General features: G+C 59.9%; 16 protein-coding genes and 1 pseudogene. 7 read left to right on the forward strand and 10 right to left on the reverse strand.

The annotated features are described in order from the left end of the window. Positions 1–53: 53 nt before the first annotated feature. The 4 genes from BN77_RS08030 to BN77_RS08045 all read right to left on the reverse strand — a co-directional run bounded on the left by BN77_RS08030 (position 54) and on the right by BN77_RS08045 (position 4,093). Positions 54–791, reverse strand: coding sequence for a 16S rRNA (uracil(1498)-N(3))-methyltransferase (locus BN77_RS08030; protein WP_007530344.1), 738 nt, complete (start codon positions 789–791; stop codon positions 54–56). Between the two features lie 13 nt (positions 792–804). Further along, positions 805–2,304, reverse strand: a complete 1,500-nt coding sequence (locus BN77_RS08035) for an inorganic phosphate transporter (protein WP_007530346.1) — start codon at positions 2,302–2,304, stop codon at positions 805–807. A 63-nt stretch (positions 2,305–2,367) separates the two neighbouring features. Beyond that, entirely contained in the window at positions 2,368–2,880 is a 513-nt protein-coding gene (locus BN77_RS08040) for an NUDIX hydrolase (RefSeq protein WP_040676893.1), read from the reverse strand. A gap of 316 nt (positions 2,881–3,196) precedes the next feature. Beyond that, a complete protein-coding gene (locus BN77_RS08045) occupies positions 3,197–4,093 on the reverse strand; it encodes a LysR family transcriptional regulator (RefSeq protein WP_007530350.1) in 897 nt (298 codons plus the stop codon). Between the two features lie 134 nt (positions 4,094–4,227). Here BN77_RS08045 and BN77_RS08050 point away from each other — a divergent pair, with 134 nt between their 5' ends. From BN77_RS08050 to BN77_RS08065, 4 genes are read left to right on the forward strand one after another with little or no spacing between them, the layout of a single operon-like run. Further along, positions 4,228–5,667: an FAD-binding oxidoreductase gene (locus tag BN77_RS08050; protein ID WP_007530351.1), complete on the forward strand. Its 1,440-nt coding sequence runs from the start codon at positions 4,228–4,230 to the stop codon at positions 5,665–5,667. Further along, positions 5,664–6,869: a glycolate oxidase subunit GlcE gene (glcE, locus tag BN77_RS08055; protein ID WP_040676895.1), complete on the forward strand. Its 1,206-nt coding sequence runs from the start codon at positions 5,664–5,666 to the stop codon at positions 6,867–6,869. Before BN77_RS08050 ends, glcE begins: the two co-directional genes overlap by 4 nt. Before the next feature lie 4 nt (positions 6,870–6,873). Further along, positions 6,874–8,187 (forward strand): glycolate oxidase subunit GlcF, encoded by a 1,314-nt coding sequence (gene glcF / locus BN77_RS08060; protein ID WP_007530356.1) that lies wholly within the window; start codon positions 6,874–6,876, stop codon positions 8,185–8,187. A 38-nt stretch (positions 8,188–8,225) separates the two neighbouring features. Beyond that, positions 8,226–8,666: a hypothetical protein gene (locus tag BN77_RS08065; protein ID WP_007530357.1), complete on the forward strand. Its 441-nt coding sequence runs from the start codon at positions 8,226–8,228 to the stop codon at positions 8,664–8,666. 34 nt (positions 8,667–8,700) lie between these two features. Here the strand turns inward: BN77_RS08065 and BN77_RS08070 are convergent, their stop codons facing one another. Both BN77_RS08070 and BN77_RS08075 read right to left on the reverse strand, forming a co-directional pair. Next, a complete protein-coding gene (locus tag BN77_RS08070; RefSeq protein WP_007530359.1) occupies positions 8,701–9,381 on the reverse strand; it encodes a L,D-transpeptidase in 681 nt (226 codons plus the stop codon). Positions 9,382–9,517: 136 nt separating this feature from the next. Further along, positions 9,518–10,258 carry a L,D-transpeptidase gene (locus BN77_RS08075; RefSeq protein ID WP_007530361.1) on the reverse strand — a complete coding sequence of 247 codons (741 nt, stop codon included), beginning with the start codon at positions 10,256–10,258 and terminating at the stop codon, positions 9,518–9,520. Between the two features lie 208 nt (positions 10,259–10,466). Between BN77_RS08075 and BN77_RS08080 the strand changes: the two genes are divergently transcribed. After that, a complete protein-coding gene (locus BN77_RS08080; protein ID WP_007530363.1) occupies positions 10,467–11,096 on the forward strand; it encodes a DNA-3-methyladenine glycosylase I in 630 nt (209 codons plus the stop codon). Continuing rightward, complete coding sequence (locus BN77_RS08085) at positions 11,093–11,575, forward strand: hypothetical protein (protein ID WP_007530365.1); 483 nt, start codon at positions 11,093–11,095, stop codon at positions 11,573–11,575. Before BN77_RS08080 ends, BN77_RS08085 begins: the two co-directional genes overlap by 4 nt. A 7-nt stretch (positions 11,576–11,582) precedes the next feature. On the opposite strand, the gene BN77_RS08090 is transcribed toward BN77_RS08085, so the two are convergent. After that, positions 11,583–12,287, reverse strand: coding sequence for an HAD family hydrolase (locus tag BN77_RS08090; RefSeq protein WP_007530367.1), 705 nt, complete (start codon positions 12,285–12,287; stop codon positions 11,583–11,585). A gap of 235 nt (positions 12,288–12,522) precedes the next feature. On the opposite strand from BN77_RS08090, the gene BN77_RS08095 reads away from it, so the two are divergent. Continuing rightward, the gene (locus BN77_RS08095; RefSeq protein ID WP_007530369.1) at positions 12,523–13,572 is read left to right on the forward strand and encodes an aldo/keto reductase; all 1,050 of its coding nucleotides are present in this window, start codon (positions 12,523–12,525) and stop codon (positions 13,570–13,572) included. Between the two features lie 59 nt (positions 13,573–13,631). Here BN77_RS08095 and BN77_RS34700 read toward each other — a convergent pair. The 3 genes and pseudogenes from BN77_RS34700 to BN77_RS08110 all read right to left on the reverse strand — a co-directional run bounded on the left by BN77_RS34700 (position 13,632) and on the right by BN77_RS08110 (position 15,723). Beyond that, positions 13,632–13,890 (reverse strand): annotated as a pseudogene (locus tag BN77_RS34700) (DUF305 domain-containing protein). Between the two features lie 45 nt (positions 13,891–13,935). Next, on the reverse strand, positions 13,936–14,823 hold the full coding sequence (locus tag BN77_RS08105; protein ID WP_007530373.1) for an amino acid ABC transporter substrate-binding protein: 888 nt from the start codon (positions 14,821–14,823) through the stop codon (positions 13,936–13,938). Positions 14,824–14,964: 141 nt separating this feature from the next. Next, on the reverse strand, positions 14,965–15,723 hold the full coding sequence (locus BN77_RS08110) for a hypothetical protein (protein ID WP_007530375.1): 759 nt from the start codon (positions 15,721–15,723) through the stop codon (positions 14,965–14,967). Positions 15,724–15,770: the final 47 nt, after the last annotated feature.

The raw sequence follows: 15,770 nt of genomic DNA on the forward strand, positions 1-15,770 counted from the left end.
CAACGGCCCATCAAAAAAATAGCAGCATATTTCGGCCGCGACCGATCCTAAGGTTAATTCCAGTCGCCGATCGACGCCTGAATAACGGCCATGGCCGCCACTGCCGCCGTATCCGCCCTGAGGATCCGCGGCCCGAGCGGTATTGCGGTCACGAAATCGAGGCTGAGCAGTCGCGCGCGTTCTTCCTCGGAGAAACCGCCCTCGGGGCCGACGAGGAGGGCCAGCTTTCGCTCGCTGATCTCGGACAAAACCGGCATTGGGTTCTGTCCCGCATCGCCCTCATCGCAATAGATGATGCGGCGGTCGCTCGGCCATTGTTCCAAGAGGTCGAACAGCCTTACTGGCTCGGCAACATCGGGGATATGGAGTATGCCGCATTGCTCCGCCGCCTCGATGACGTTTGCCCTAAGTTTGTCGAGGTTGGTGATCTTGCCCTGCACGTGCTGCGTCATCACCGGACGCAGTGTGCCGGCACCCATCTCGACCGCCTTCTGCACCAGATAATCCAGCCGCCCGACCTTCAGTGGCGCGAAGAGGTAGTGCAACTCGGAAGGCGCAGGCTGCGCACGCGTCTGCTCCTCGGCAACCAGCACGATCCGCTTTCGTGTTGGAAAGGTAAGGCGCGCTTTCCATTCGCCATCTCGCCCGTTGAAGATCAGCAGTTGCGCGCCGTCGGTCATGCGCAGCACATTGGCGAGATAGTTGAAATTGTCTGCCGTCGTCTCCACCGTTGCGCCGGCTGTAAGGGGGGCGTCCACGAAAAGCCGCTGCATGCGAAAATTGGCGCGCATTGAAAAGTCCTGCTCATACAAAGAGGGCGAACATAACCCAATAGATCATGGCCGCAAGCGCCGCCGAGGTCGGCACCGTGATGATCCAGGCGGCGACGATCGTCATGAAGTGCGAACGACGAACGAGATAGCGCCGGCGAACCTCATGTGTGTTCGGATCTTCCGGTTCATCGACCGCCCAGTTTTCGGCCTTGCGGCGCATGTATTCGATGCGACGCTTTGAATGCCGCGTGTACCACTCGCGGAAAAAGCCGACACCAAACACCGAACCAACCGCGATATGCGTCGTACTGACCGGCAAACCAAGCCATGAGGCGACAATCACGGTAAAGGCTGTTGACAGCGCCACGCAGTAAGCGCGCATAGGATTGAGCTTGGTGATCTGCTCGCCCACCAGCCGGATCAGGCGAGGTCCGAAGAGCAGAAGGCCGACTGAGATGCCGAAGGCGCCGATCAGCAGCACCCAGATCGGAGGCCGGCCTTGCGCAGCCTCGGCGGATTCTCCGACCGCGCGCACGATGGCCGAAAGCGGTCCGACGGCATTGGATACATCGTTGGCCCCGTGTGCGAATGAGAGCAGTGCAGCTGAGCCAATCAGCGGGATTTGAAACAGCACACGCAGCGAGCTGTTACGATTTTCGAGCCCCACGGACTGCCTGCGGACAAATAAACGCGCGACGAACCACCCTAGCGCGCCGACCACGATGCCAAAAAGCATGATTGTCGGTGATGAGAACTCACCAGCCGATTCAAGCTGCAGAACCATGTAGGAGGCGAAGCCGCCGATCATCATCGCGATCAGGACGGGAACCCAGCGTCGCGCCGCGGCAATCTTGTCGGCGCGGTAGATGATCAGGGTCTTCACCATGAAAAGCAGGCTTGCCGCGATTACACCGCCGATCAAGGGAGAGGTCACCCAAGCCGATGTGATCTCAATCATCACCCGCCACTTTACGGGCTCGGGACCGACCGCGCCGATACCCGCGCCGATCACCGCACCGACGATCGCATGCGTGGTCGATACCGGCGCGTTCATCCAGGTCGCGAGGTTGATCCACAATGCGGCGGCCATCAATGCCGCCATCATGATCCAACTGAGGGTCCCCGGCGGCACCTCTACCGCATCCACGATGTTTGACGAGATCGTCTTGACGACCTCGCCGCCGGCAACAGTCGCGCCGAGAATTTCGAAGATAGCTGCGATGACAAGCGCTTGTCCCATTGTCATTGCGCGTGCGCCCACAGCGGCGCCGACGTTGTTGGTAACGTCATTCGCACCGATGTTCATGGCCATGTAAGCTGCAAGCGCCGCAGCGGCGATCACCAACACTGCACCTGGCCGATCGAAGACGTAAACGCCGGCAAAAAGCATAGCCAGGCCAAGGAAGACCAGCCCGAGCCCGGGGGGAACCAGCTTGCGCGAAACGAACTTCGCCGCATCTTCGACATGCGTAAGCTTGTCGAGATCCTTGTCGAGCGTTCGTTTGGTGAGGACGGCTGGTCGGTCGGGCATGCTATTCCTTGGCGTTCAGTCCTGCTTTAACGTCGCCAAGTTTAGCAGCGCAAGATGGCAGCATCATTCCGCTGGAATTTGCTTCGGCATCCTTGCCGCTAGCTGCTCCGCCATACGGCGCTTGAAGAGCAAAAAAATCTCGCGAAGCTCGGGTTCGTGAACGCGGGTTGCCGCTTCGTCGCAGGAAATCCACTCGGTCTTGCGCTCGCCTTTTTCCTTGAAATTCTTGGCGATGGTGGCGACTTCGAGCGCGTAGACCTGCACCTTGCAGGTTACGCTTAGCCCGTTCCTCAGGACCTTGGGATAAGAATAGGTGCCGAGGATTTCGTTCTCCACGGTCCCACGCACTCCTGCTTCCTCATAGGCTTCGCGGGCAGCAACCTCATAGGCTGTACGTCCATCCATCGGCCAGCCTTTGGGAATGACCCAGCGGCCAGTATCACGGCTCGTCAGCAAAAGCACCTCGAGCCCGCCCGTCTTCTTCTTCACCCGGTAGCAAAGTGCAGCATATTGTTGGCGCGGGGGGCGCCGAAACATAAGCTGTACGTCAGAAGCGAGACGGGCGAGAAGTGTCAACGGTCGGGTCACCTTTTTTGTTCATTTCCTTCATTTGGCTATAATAGTATCCATTGGAAAGCTTGCGCGATCCATACGGTTTTCAAGTTTTCCAGCGGGATACTTATCAATAGGCGGCCTCCCTTTCCTTGTGGTTCGGGAAATACGCCAAATACTGTTCTGATTCCGCCTTTGCACACGTGCTCAATGTGCGCTCGTCTTGCATTCAAATCATCGACGGCGTGATGTCATGCACTGTTATGTCAATACTATGGTCATCATGCGTCTTTCCCTATCCGGCGCGACAAGCTGGACGCAGCCGGATCCTGCAGAGTGGCTAGCGTTCCCAATAGGGAACCGGTCCGTAGACTTCGGCGAGAAAGTCGATGAACAGCCGCACCTTGGATGGCAGAAACTGGCGGCTCGGATAGACTGCGGAAAGCGTCACGTTGCTCGACCCCTCGTAGGCGGGGAGAATGTGCACCAACCGACCATCCTTCAGCTCGCGGCTGATGTCCCAGGTGGAGCGCAGCGCGATCCCGAGCCCTGATATGACAGCCTCCCGCACCACCTCGCTCGAATTGGTGACGAGCATCCCTTGCGGGCGCAGGGAAAGCAGGCCCTCGGGCCCTTCCAGCCGCCAGGCGTCGTTGTTGTGCGCGGGCAGGCAGCGATGGTGCTTGAGATCGTCAAGGACTTGGGGCGTTCCGTTGGCGGCAAGGTAATCCGGCGATGCACAAAGCAGGCGTCTGACCGGTGCAAGTCGCCGCGCGACAAGACTTGAGTCGGTCAGCTCCGCAATCCGGATGGCAAGGTCGAAGCCCTCGCCCACGATGTCAGTGAATTCGTCACTGAGCACCAGATTGATCGCAAGCCCCGAATGCATGTCCATGAAGGACTTCAGATGAGGGGCGACATGTGTGCGCCCGAACGAGGTCGGCGCCGTCACCTTCAGCGTTCCCTGCATCTGCGCGGAGCGCCCGGAGATGTAGTATTCAGCCTCCTCGATACCGGCGAGAATGCCGAGCACGCGGTCATAGAAGCCTTGGCCGGCCTCCGTCAGGGAGATCTGCCGCGTCGTGCGCTGCAAAAGTCTCGTGCCCAGCCGATCCTCTAGCCGTTTGATGCGCTTGGAGACCACGGCCGGTGAAAAGCCGAGCGCCCTGCCGGCCAGCGACATGCTTCCCGTCGAAACTACTTTTGCGAAAATTTCGAGGTCACCCAGATTGGTCATGCGCTTTGATTGTTTGTCCTTTTGCAATAAGTGCTTAGCATTTGCGCCTTATTGGGGAAAGTGCTAAGCCCGACAGAGCTGGCAGCGCAGAGGACGTGTCCGGTTTTCGCTGCCGCCGGCGAAGGGAGAGAGCCATGTCCGACACCATTTCGTTTCTCGCCCCGCGTACCGATGTGCTTGCCCGCCGCCGGCAGATCGTCGCAGATCTCATCGACCTGCTGGCGCCGGAATGCCTCGTGCATGAGGCCCGCGAGCTGATGCCGTTCGAGACCGACGCGTTCATTTCCTATCGCCGGATGCCGCTTGCGGTTGCCCTGCCGCGGACGACCGCGGAAGTGGCCGCGGTCATGAGATACTGTCATCGCTATGGCATCCCGGTCGTGCCGCGCGGCGCCGGAACCTCACTCTCCGGCGGCGCGATTCCGCAGGAGGATGCGGTCGTCGTCTGCGTTTCCAAGATGAACCGCATTCTGGAAATCGATCTGCCCAACCGTGTGGCGATCGTCGAAGCCGGCGTGACCAACCTGAATATATCAGAATCCGTCTCTACGGATGGTTTCTTTTACGCACCCGATCCAAGCTCGCAGCTCGCCTGCACGATCGGCGGCAATATCGGCATGAATTCGGGCGGCGCGCACTGTCTGAAGTACGGCGTGACCACCAACAACCTGCTCGGCGTCAAGATGGTGCTGACGGATGGCACCGTGATCGATCTCGGGGGCAAGGCACTGGATGCCGGAGGCTATGATCTGCTTGGATTGGTTTGCGGACATGAAGGCCAGCTTGGGATCGTCACGGAAGCGACTGTTCGTCTGATCGCCAAAGCCGAAGGGTCCCGGCCGGTTCTGTTCGGCTTCGAAACGTCGGAGGAGGCGGGGGCCTGCGTCGCCGATATCATCGCTGCCGGTATCATCCCCGTCGCCATCGAGTTCATGGACAAGCCGGCGATCGAAATCTGCGAAGCTTTTGCCAAGGCCGGTTATCCTCTCGACGTAGGTGCACTGTTGATCGTTGAGGTCGAGGGATCGGAAACGGAAATGGACGACATGCTTAAGAGCATCGTCGAAATCGCCCGCAGGCACGGCGTGAAAACCGTCCGCGAATGCCAGTCGGCAACCGAGGCGGCGCTGATCTGGAAAGGTCGGAAGTCGGCCTTCGGCGCAACCGGGCGTATTGCCGACTATATCTGCATGGACGGAACAGTGCCGCTGAGCCAGCTTTCTTATGTGCTGAGGAAAACCTCTGAGATCATCGATCGCCATGGGCTTCGCGTCGCCAATGTCTTCCATGCGGGCGATGGCAACATGCATCCGCTGATCCTCTTCAATGCCAATGATCCGGAAGATGCCGCCCGCGCCGAGACCGCGGGGATGGAGATCCTGAAGCTCTGTGTCGACGCCGGCGGCTGTCTGACGGGCGAACACGGCGTCGGCATCGAAAAGCGTGACCTGATGCGCCATCAGTATTCCCAGGCGGACTTGGAACAGCAGATGGCGGCACGCGCTGCGTTCGATCCGGCCTGGATTCTGAACCCGTCCAAGGTCTTCCCGCTCGAGGGACGTCCGGCCGCATGATCGATTTATCGCCTATGACGGACGAAGAAGCTGCGGCAATCGTCCGCAGCCATGCCCAGTCAGGCAAGCCGCTCGCGCTCTGCGGTGGCAACACCCGCTCTGGCTTCGGAAATAGCGTGGTGGCGGAAAGCCGTCTGCGGTCTTCTAATCTGAGCGGCATCACGGCATATAATCCAGGCGAGATGGTTTTGACCGCCCGCTCGGGAACGCCGTTGTCCGAGATCGAGGCTGCACTCGCCGAGAACGGTCAGATGATGGCCTTCGAGCCGATGGACCACAGGCCGATCATGGGAACGTCAGGCGAGCCGACGATCGGCGGCGTATTTGCTGCAAACGTCTCGGGTCCGCGCCGTTTCGTGGCTGGGGCCGCGCGCGACAGCCTGCTCGGCGTCAGCTTTATCAATGGCAAGGGCGAGGTGATCAATGCTGGCGGTCGCGTGATGAAAAACGTGACCGGGTTGGACCTTGTCAAGCTGATGGCCGGCTCGCACGGTACGCTGGGGTTCCTGACCGAAGTGACCTTCCGCGTGCCGCCGCGACCGCGAACCGAAGCGACGATCGTCGTTTCCGGGCTGAACGATGCCGAAGCTGCAAACGCCATGGCGGCGGCGATGGCGTTACCGGTCGAAGTCTCCGGCGCCGCGCATTTGCCGATGACGGTTTCCTGGAAGTTTCTCGACAGCACGCTTTCTGGAGGGGAGGCGACTTGTCTGCGAATCGAGGGCCTGCCGGGCTCCGTCGATGCCCGCTCAGCCAAGCTCGCCACGGCCATGGTAGTGTTCGGCTCGGTCATGCGACTGGAACAAAGCGAGAGCGTGCGTCTTTGGAAAGACATCCGCGATGTCGCCCCTTACGCCGACGGCACGGCGCGGCCTGTGTGGCGAGTGTCCGTCGCGCCAAGCATCGGCCACCAACTCGTCGCAGCCCTTCGCCTGGAAGCCGGCGTCGATGCATTCTACGACTGGCAGGGCGGGCTGATTTGGATGCGGATGGAGGCGGATGCCGATGCGGATCTCTTGCGTCGTTTCATAAAGGTGTTGGGCGGCGGCCATGCCACGCTGATCCGCGCGCCCGAGTCGATGCGGTCGATGACGTCGGCGTTCCAGCCGCAGCAGGAGGCGGTAGCCTTGCTGTCGCAGCGGCTGAAGCTGAAATTCGATCCCGCCGGCATCTTCAATCCTGGGAAGATGGCAGGAGCATAGGGCAATGCAGACCAATTTCACGCCGGCCCAGCTTGCCGACCCTAATGTTGCCGAATCCGAGAAGATCCTGCGCAAATGCGTCCATTGCGGCTTCTGCACCGCGACCTGCCCGACCTATGTGACGCTCGGCAACGAGCTCGACAGCCCGCGTGGGCGCATCTATCTGATCAAGGACATGCTGGAAAACGGGCGCCCGGCGGACGCGGAGGTCGTCACTCATATCGACCGTTGTCTCTCGTGTCTCGCCTGCGTGACGACCTGTCCCTCCGGCGTCGACTACATGCACTTGGTCGACCACGCACGGGCGCACATTGAGAAGACCTACAAGCGTCCTTTCACTAATCGGCTCGTGCGGGCGATCCTCGCCGCTATTCTGCCTTATCCCGATCGGTTTCGCCTCGCGATCAAGATGTCGTCGGCGGGCCGGCCGTTCGCAAGCCTTCTCAGGCGTTCGCCCGCTCTGAAGCCGTTTGCCGCGATGCTGGCGCTGGCGCCGCGACGTATTCCTTCCGCTTCGATCTATGCCGCGCCGGCACGCCACCCTCCTGCTGGTGCGAAGCGCGGCCGAGTAGCGATCTTGACTGGCTGCGCGCAACCGGTCCTCGATCCCGGGATCAACGAAGCGACCATCAGGCTGCTCACACGGCTTGGCGTCGAAGTCGTCGTTCCCCAGGGGGAAAGCTGCTGTGGCTCACTCGTCCATCACATGGGGCGCCAAGAGCAGGCTTTGGCGAGTGCACGTGCCAATATCGATGTGTGGACGCGTGAAATCGAAAGGGGTGGGCTCGACGCAATCATCATCACAGCCTCGGGCTGTGGCACGACGATCAAGGACTACGGTCATATGTTGCGGCTCGATCCCGCCTATGCCGAAAAGGCGGCGCGCGTATCCGGCTTGGCGCGGGACATCACGGAATATCTCGTATCGCAAGGCCTTCCCACACAGATGCCGAATGGCATCATCGTAGCCTATCACTCTGCCTGCTCGATGCAGCACGGCCAGAAGATCACGATAGCCCCTAAGCAATTGCTGAAGGCAGCCGGCTTCAATGTCCGCGATCCCGCGGAAGGCCACCTCTGTTGCGGCTCGGCTGGTACCTACAACATCATGCAATCGGATATTTCGGAGGTACTCAAGACCCGCAAGGTCAAGAATATCGAAGCGACGAATCCGCAGGTGATCGCGACTGGCAACATCGGCTGCATCATGCAGATCGCGACTGGCACAGACATTCCGGTCGTTCACACAGTGCAACTGCTTGATTGGGCCTATGGCGGTGATGTACCGGAAAAATTAAAGGATTTGCCTTTAGCTTAGCGGCGCGCCGGATTATCCGGCGATCTCAGGAGTCGCTCATGCATCGCACTATCCTCGCGCTAACGGTTTTCTGCGGCGCGGCCACTGCCGCCCAAGCAGACACTCGCTACTTCTGCTCGGCGGATGACAAGGACGTGCGCTTTACGGTGGAAAGCGGCTTCGAGGCCGGAGGCGGCCATAAGCTCAATCATCTTCGCGGCGCTCTGGTGGCGAAGAACGATGACGTTCCGCAGGCACTCAAGAAGATTGCCGTCAGTTCAGAAAACCTGATGCATCACTGGTCGCATGACGGCGAGCTGCGGCTGGAGATTTTTTATGAGGGCGGTGACGATGCGAATGGCCAGGGGATCAGCCTGATCGTGATCGCCGGCCAGCGTGGAAAATCGATGAACACGTTCTCAGGGACCTATGAACTCGCTCTCGACGGTGGTGCAAAAGCCCTCACCGCCACCGGCAAGGTCACCTGCGGATCGAAATAGGCGACCGGTTGCCCCGGCCGCCTGGGCGCTTGTCTCAGCCGCCAAACAGCGTCCGCAGCAGGTCGATGCCGCGATCGTCGAAGCTGACTTCGCCCTGCTTGTTGCCGGGACCAACGACGATGACCTTGGTGCCGACGGGCGCTCGATCGTAGAGATCGATCACGTCCTGGTTCATCATCCGGATGCAACCGGACGACATGTTGAGGCCGATCGACCACGGCTGGTTGGTGCCGTGGATGCGGAAGGACGTATCGTTGCCGCCCTTGTAGAGATACATGGCGCGGGCGCCGAGCGGATTGTCCTCGCCGCCTTCCTGGAAGGCCGGGAGGATGTGGCCCTTTGCGGCCTCGCGAACGCGCATTTCAGGCGGTGGCGTCCAGCCTGGCCACTCTGCCTTGCGGCCGATCTTGACCACGCCCGACCAACCGAACCCCTCCCGGCCCACGCCGATGCCGTAGCGCGTCGCGCGGTTCTTCGTTTCGACGAGGTACAGAAACTTGTGGTTAGTATCGATGATGATCGTTCCGGGCGCTTCGTTCGTAACAAGATGCACGCGCTGGCGCTTGAATTGTGGCTTGACCGATTTCGGCGGCAGGGCGACGCGGACGACAGGCGCGCCATCATGAGCAGGCGTAATCGGCTGTGCCGACACTGATGCGGACATGGATGAGACCAGAAGGCTGGCGGCTGCGAAAGCCGTCGCTAGTTTCAGCATTTATGATTCCCTCAAAGCAAAACCGGACCGAAGCTACCCAAACTTCGGTCCAGTTCAAGATGTCGGAGCGGAATGGAGCAGCTGCGGTGTCCAAATTGCAACTATTTCTCGCCGGCGCACCGGTATTGATGAGCCTTTACATCACGATAACGCGGGTTCCGACCTTTACGCGTTCGTAAAGGTCAATGACATCTTCGTTGCGCAGCCGGATGCAGCCGGACGACACGGCGTTGCCGATCGTCCAGGGCGCATTGGTTCCATGAATGCGATAGAGCGTCGAGCCTAGATACATGGCTCGCGCGCCAAGCGGATTTTCGGGGCCTCCGTCCATACGCGCCGGGAGATAGTGGCCCTTGGCGGCTTCCCGGCCGATCATTTCCGAAGGCGGTGTCCAGTCCGGCCATTCGGACTTGCGGGTGATCTTGTGCACGCCGGCCCATTCGAAGCCCGGCTTCCCGACGCCGACGCCGTAGCGCCGCGCCTTGCCGCCGTCCATCACGAGGTAGAGGAAGCGACTGTTGGTATCGATGACGATCGTGCCGGGATCCTCCTTGGTGTCGTAGTTAACGATTTGCGGCAGAAACTGCGGATCAAGCTGGCGGCGGACGACCGGAACCCCGGGGTTGACGGCGGACGCCGGCTGCGCCACGACCGCCGGCGCCGAGCGCAAGATGCCGGATGTGAAGAGACCGCGCTGCGGAAAGACCGGTTTCTGGTAGACGACGGGTCGAACCTTGCCGCCTAGCTGCATGATCCATGGAGCCGCGAGATCAGGGCTCAGTACGACCGGCGGGCGCGTCGCATAGCGGTCATCGCCCAGCGCGGCCGTGGAAAAGACGCCGAGCATCGCTGCGGCGAGCAGAAGGGATTTCATCATCTGACGGACTCTCTAAATGGCCGAAAATGCACGGACGGCACCGGCCGTCTTCCGTCACGCTGCCATCTTTACCGCCAGCGAATGGTAAATTTGAATTCATTCAAACCTGAAGCGCCGGATAAACTTTTCGTCAGGGTTATCGTTCGGTTTGGAAACAGAGTTTGCAAATGGTAAAGCCGGATTCGCAGCACGAAAGCGAAGTACGACCATGAGCGATACCGGCATCATTATCGGCGAGGACGGCAAGAGCCGTTGCCACTGGCACGCCAACCTTGCGGACTATCTCAAGTATCATGATGAGGAATGGGGACGCCCGGTAACGGATGATATCCGCCTCTTCGAGAAGATCTGCCTGGAAGGGTTCCAGTCGGGCCTCTCCTGGCTCACTATTTTGCGCAAGCGCGAGAATTTCCGCGCTGCCTTTGCCGGCTTCGATTTCGAAAGGGTCTCGCTCTTCGACGACAACGATATCGAGCGCTGCCTTGCCGATCCCGGGATCGTGCGTCATCGCGGCAAGATCGTTTCGACGATCAATAACGCCCGCCGTGCGATCGAACTGCGGCAGGAGTACGGGTCACTTGCGCGCTATTTCTGGAGCTTTGAGCCCGGTCACAACGAGCGGCCGAAGGTGGTTGATCGAGCCGCCGTCATGGCCAACCCGACAACGCCGACGTCGGTCGTCATTTCCAAGAATTTGAAGAAGCGCGGCTGGACGTTTGTCGGTCCGACTACAGTTTATGCCTTCATGCAGGCAATGGGTCTCGTCAACGATCATGTCGAAGGTTGCTTCTGCCGCGTCGAGGTAGAGGCGATGCGCGATGCATTGGTGCGTCCATGAGGCCGCTCGCGGCAACCGTCGTCTTCTGCCTGTTGGCGTCGATGGCATTCGCCCAATCACCGGAACTGCAGCCCGGCGAGCGACTCGAGAAGCTTGAGTTTCCGGCCGCTACCATGCAGCTCAAGGGTTGGACGAAGTTCGGGAACGGGCGCGTCTACACGCTTCCCGTCAAGGCGGGCCAACATGTGAAGGTCAGTTTCTCGACCAAGAGCAAGTTTACTTTCCTCTCGATATTCGATCTCGCGACGCCCGATGAGGAGGCGATCTTCGGTACCGACGAGGACGGCGAGAGCTACTACATCACGGTGAAGGAGAGCACCACCTGGCTGCTGCGGCCTTATTATTCAAAAGTATCGCCGCGCCGCGGGCTGGGCGCACCCTACAGCATTCTCGTTGAGCCTCAGACAGCGGCGCCGCCGCAACCGGTCGCGCCCGCTGAACAGCAATCGCCGTCTCCTCTCTTTCCCCCAAGGCAATGACGACGGGTTAGCCCAGGCCCTCGATCAGCCCGCGCAGTTCTCCGAGGTGTTCGATTTTGCGAAAGCGCGGTGCGTCCTTCGGTTCCTCGACATGCTCCACGACCCAGGTCAACTCGTGCGGCACAAAGACACCATAGCTGCCGGCGGCGATTGCGGGGACAATGTCTGATTTGAGCGAGTTGCCCACCATCATCGCCCGTTCCGGACCGCCGCCGACCTTGGAGAAGATCCGCCGGTACGTCACAGCGGTCTTGTCGGAGACGATTTCGATTGCGTGAAAGAAGTCGCCGAGCCCGGATTGGGCGAGCTTGCGCTCCTGATCGAAGAGGTCACCCTTGGTTATCATTACCAGCAGGTAGTCTTCCGAAAGCGCCGCCAGCGTCTCTTGAACATGAGGCAACGTCTCGACCGGGTGGGAAAGCAGATCGCGGCCGGTGTCGAGAATGCCGGCAATGACGCTGGCGGGGACATTGCCTTCGGTGACCTCGATCGCCGTCTCGATCATCGATAAAGTAAATCCCTTGATGCCGAAGCCATAGTGCCGGAGATTGCGCTTCTCTGCTTCGAGCAAGCGCTCCGAGACCCTGGGCCCATCTGCATAATCTGACAGCATTTCGGTGAAATGCGCCTCGGTTAGCCGGTAGTATTGCTCATTCTGCCAAAGCGTGTCGTCGGCGTCGAAGCCGATGGTTGTCAGCGTGCGGGTCGTCATCCTTCATCTCCGAGTCATCGGAGAGAATTTATTGGAGGCCGGGCGCGAAACAAGGGGATGCGGTGTGGTCGCACGGGCATTGTAGATGTTGAAATGCCGCCGCTTTGCCATACATCGTTACTGCCTCCCGCGCAGCCGTATTCGGGCTGCTCCTGTCATGCGCAGGCCAATAACCAAAAATGAATTCATCTGTCCGTAGGCACTTCCTACGGTAATCACAAGGAAATCTTCGATCATGCGTTACAATCAACTTGGAAATACGGGGCTCTTCGTCTCCGAAATCTGCCTCGGCACCATGACCTTCGGAGCTGCCGGCGAAGGTAATATTTGGGGTTCCATCGCCGACGTCGACCAGAAGGCTGCCGACCAGATCGTCGAGAGGTCGCTTGCAGCGGGCGTGAACTTCATCGACACGGCCGACGTCTATTCCTTCGGTGAATCGGAAAGGCTGCTTGGCCAGGCCCTGAAAAACCTCAGCGTTCCCCGCAAGGACGTTGTCATCGCCACAAAGGTCTACGGCGTCATGGGCGACAAGCCGAATGATCGCGGCGCCTCGCGTGGCCATATTATGGATTCAGTCGAGGCGAGCCTGAAGCGCCTGCAGACGGATCATATCGATCTCTATCAGATCCACGCCACCGATCCGGTCACGCCGATCGATGAGACACTGCGGGCCTTCGACGATCTCGTGTCCCGCGGTTTGGTGCGGTATATCGGTGTCTCCAACTGGCAGGCATGGCGCATCGCCAAGGCGCTTGGCGTCTCGGAACGCCGCGGCTTTGCGCGCTTCGAAACCGTACAGGCCTATTACTCGATCGCCGGCCGTGATCTCGAACGCGATATCGTGCCGATGATGCAGGAAGAAAGGCTTGGTCTGATGGTCTGGTCGCCGCTAGCAGGCGGACTTCTATCCGGCAAGTATGGACCGGGAGCACCCGGCAATGGGGAGGGGCGCCGCGCCTCATTCGACTTCCCGCCCGTCGACAAGGATCGCGCCTGGGCCTGTGTTGCCGTCATGCGCGAGATCGCTGGGAAACACAACACGAGCGTCGCGACCGTGGCGCTTGCCTACATTCTCGCGAAACCTTTCGTGACGACGGTCATTATCGGGGCCAAGCGCGTAGAGCAACTCGACCAGAACCTGGCGGCCGTCAATCTGAAGCTTGAAGCGGACGATCTGCAGAAACTGGACGAGGTCAGCGAGCTCGCGCCTGAATATCCCGGCTGGATGCTTGCGCGGCAGGGATCTGGCCGCCGGCCCGAGCCATTCGACCCAAAGGCTTGATCGAAGGCTAGCTTAGCTAAGGCGGACGCCGGGGCTTCATGCTCCGGCGTCCGTCGCGATTACTTGCTGTGTGCCTTGAGCCAAGCCTGCATGTCGGCGATTTTCCCTTCCTGGGCTTTGATCACGGGTCAGCGAGCCTTTCGAATTTCCGGATCCTTGCCGTACTGCAGCTCGATCTTCGCCTTGTCGATCGCGTCCTGATGATGCGGGATCATGTCGGCATCGCCGCTGTACTTGGTCACCCATCCGATTGCTCATGTCCATCTTCATGTCTTCGGCGAAGACAGACGCAGTCGAGTTGGACAGATGTCGCGGGATTACCGCGCACGTTGCCCGATCAATTTTTTGTGGATACGATCAATGTCAATCCGGCACATGTTCCATGATGATTTGCGTGTGTAGCATCGGCCCCGCCTCCGCTCCGAAATAAGTTTCCAGCAGCGGCAGAAAATCGTCAGACAGATAGAAAGCCGTCAACGCACGATCGGCCAACAGGCGGAAGTTCGCGTCATCGCGACGCATCGCTATCGCATAGGGTTCATGGGTATACAGGCGATCGCCGATCTCGAGCGAGGACGGATCGCGCGCCCGCGCGGCCAGGTTAATAAGGAGCACCTGATCGGCGATATAGGCATCGATCTTGTGATCCTCCAGCGCCGCAAGCCCGTCCTCGTGCGTCTCGAAATCGGCCAGCTTCGTCTTCGATACCTGGGTTGCCAGCGCCTCGCGCAGCGTCGCTCCCGTTGTCGTGTTGGCACGCACGCCGATTATGCGCGTGGATGCAACACGCTCGCTAACCGGGCGAACAGCAGGGTTGTCGAGGAAAAGCGTCTGTAGGTAGTTGGGAGAATCTTTGCGCAGCAGCGCAGTCGCCCCGGTCAGGAAGATGGGCTGCGAGAAGTCCACGATCTCCCGCCTCTTCAAGTTGACGGTGATTGCACCGCACAGCAGATCGACCTGTCCATTTTTCACCGCGTCGAACCCGTTCGCGAGCGTCATCTCGATGTATTCGCGCTTCAGCTGCGGTACTTGTTGTTCTATTTCATCTGCAATCTTGCCACAGAGGTCGATGGCATATCCCGTCGGATTGGCGCCTCCTTTGCTGGAGGAAAAGGGCGCCTCGTCGGCGATGTAGCCGATGCGCACGCTGCTATGCTGGGTGATCGTGTCGAGCGTCGCAGCGGCTACCGCGATCACCGAAAAGTAAAGGGCAAGGTTCGCTAGGAGAAACCGTCTCATGCACTTCGCCATGGCATGATCCTCGTCTTTAAACGGTTGCGATCTCAAGGATATACACGCAAACTATGGGTTGCCAGCCATTTGTCAACTGAAGACGCCGCGCTGCTCTGGCTGCCAATCGCGAACGAGATTCGGCCTCGGAAGAGACTTGCCTCAATAGGCGGCAACGACCTTATGCAAGATCTGATAGTCGGTGCTTTCCTCGCCGAGTGGCGCCACGGGCCATGTCCAACTGGCTCGAACCGGTGACAGCGACACGCCATGCAGCAAGTCTGCCTCCTCATGCACCTTTCCGGTGCGGTCGATGATGGCATGGGAAACATCAGTGACCAGGCAGATCTTGCAGGGCACCGCCTCCAAGGCCGACCTGTGTGCCTCGATCAGTTGCGCTACGGTGTCGGCGGGCATGGCGCCTTTCTCCTCCGCCTCGTAACGACGTTTTGCACCGCGACCGATCTGGGAGAGGAGATTGGCCGAGACGACGAAATCGAGATACGGAACCGTTCTCAGGAAGGCGAGCGGCTCCGGTTGCCCACCGGCTGCAAGCTCGTCATAGCCCGATAGATCGCGCTCGATCAGCCGAATATTGCTGTAGCCTTTGAGCCGGAGCCAGAGGCGCGTCGAGGCGAGATGCACGAGATCGACGAGCACAACGGTATCAAAGGTCCGTGCCAAATCCTCGATCGGCACGTCGCGAAGCAGGCCAGACCCCAGGACGACCGCCGTTCTCCTCTGTTGCAGGCCCGCCAGTGCACGCCTCACCGCGTTCAAGCTGCGCTCCTCGTGATCTGCCCATTGCTGGCGGCAGCGGCCGGCTCGGGACCAGAGATTGACCGAGTATCGTATGAACGGGCGATGTGCCTTCAGCGTCGCCGGAACGGTCGCGGCGTAGAGAAGCGCCTCTGCGATCATGATAAAGCTCCTCCAATTCGATCCATTCTCTCTCGTTCAATTGATTC

It is taken from the genome of Rhizobium mesoamericanum STM3625, assembly GCF_000312665.1.
Lineage (GTDB): Bacteria > Pseudomonadota > Alphaproteobacteria > Rhizobiales > Rhizobiaceae > Rhizobium > Rhizobium mesoamericanum.

Excerpts from the sequence above, each read along its gene's own strand:
- glcF (WP_007530356.1), top strand. The coding sequence starts at position 6,874 with ATGCAGACCAATTTCACGCCGGCCCAGCTTGCCGACCCTAATGTTGCC.
- BN77_RS08110 (WP_007530375.1), bottom strand. The coding sequence starts at position 15,723 with ATGATCGCAGAGGCGCTTCTCTACGCCGCGACCGTTCCGGCGACGCTG.
- BN77_RS08080 (WP_007530363.1), top strand. The coding sequence starts at position 10,467 with ATGAGCGATACCGGCATCATTATCGGCGAGGACGGCAAGAGCCGTTGC.
- BN77_RS08075 (WP_007530361.1), bottom strand. The coding sequence starts at position 10,258 with ATGATGAAATCCCTTCTGCTCGCCGCAGCGATGCTCGGCGTCTTTTCC.
- BN77_RS08065 (WP_007530357.1), top strand. The coding sequence starts at position 8,226 with ATGCATCGCACTATCCTCGCGCTAACGGTTTTCTGCGGCGCGGCCACT.
- BN77_RS08070 (WP_007530359.1), bottom strand. The coding sequence starts at position 9,381 with ATGCTGAAACTAGCGACGGCTTTCGCAGCCGCCAGCCTTCTGGTCTCA.
- BN77_RS08090 (WP_007530367.1), bottom strand. The coding sequence starts at position 12,287 with ATGACGACCCGCACGCTGACAACCATCGGCTTCGACGCCGACGACACG.
- BN77_RS08050 (WP_007530351.1), top strand. The coding sequence starts at position 4,228 with ATGTCCGACACCATTTCGTTTCTCGCCCCGCGTACCGATGTGCTTGCC.
- BN77_RS08085 (WP_007530365.1), top strand. The coding sequence starts at position 11,093 with ATGAGGCCGCTCGCGGCAACCGTCGTCTTCTGCCTGTTGGCGTCGATG.
- BN77_RS08035 (WP_007530346.1), bottom strand. The coding sequence starts at position 2,304 with ATGCCCGACCGACCAGCCGTCCTCACCAAACGAACGCTCGACAAGGAT.
- BN77_RS08030 (WP_007530344.1), bottom strand. The coding sequence starts at position 791 with ATGCGCGCCAATTTTCGCATGCAGCGGCTTTTCGTGGACGCCCCCCTT.
- glcE (WP_040676895.1), top strand. The coding sequence starts at position 5,664 with ATGATCGATTTATCGCCTATGACGGACGAAGAAGCTGCGGCAATCGTC.
- BN77_RS08105 (WP_007530373.1), bottom strand. The coding sequence starts at position 14,823 with ATGGCGAAGTGCATGAGACGGTTTCTCCTAGCGAACCTTGCCCTTTAC.
- BN77_RS08095 (WP_007530369.1), top strand. The coding sequence starts at position 12,523 with ATGCGTTACAATCAACTTGGAAATACGGGGCTCTTCGTCTCCGAAATC.
- BN77_RS08045 (WP_007530350.1), bottom strand. The coding sequence starts at position 4,093 with ATGACCAATCTGGGTGACCTCGAAATTTTCGCAAAAGTAGTTTCGACG.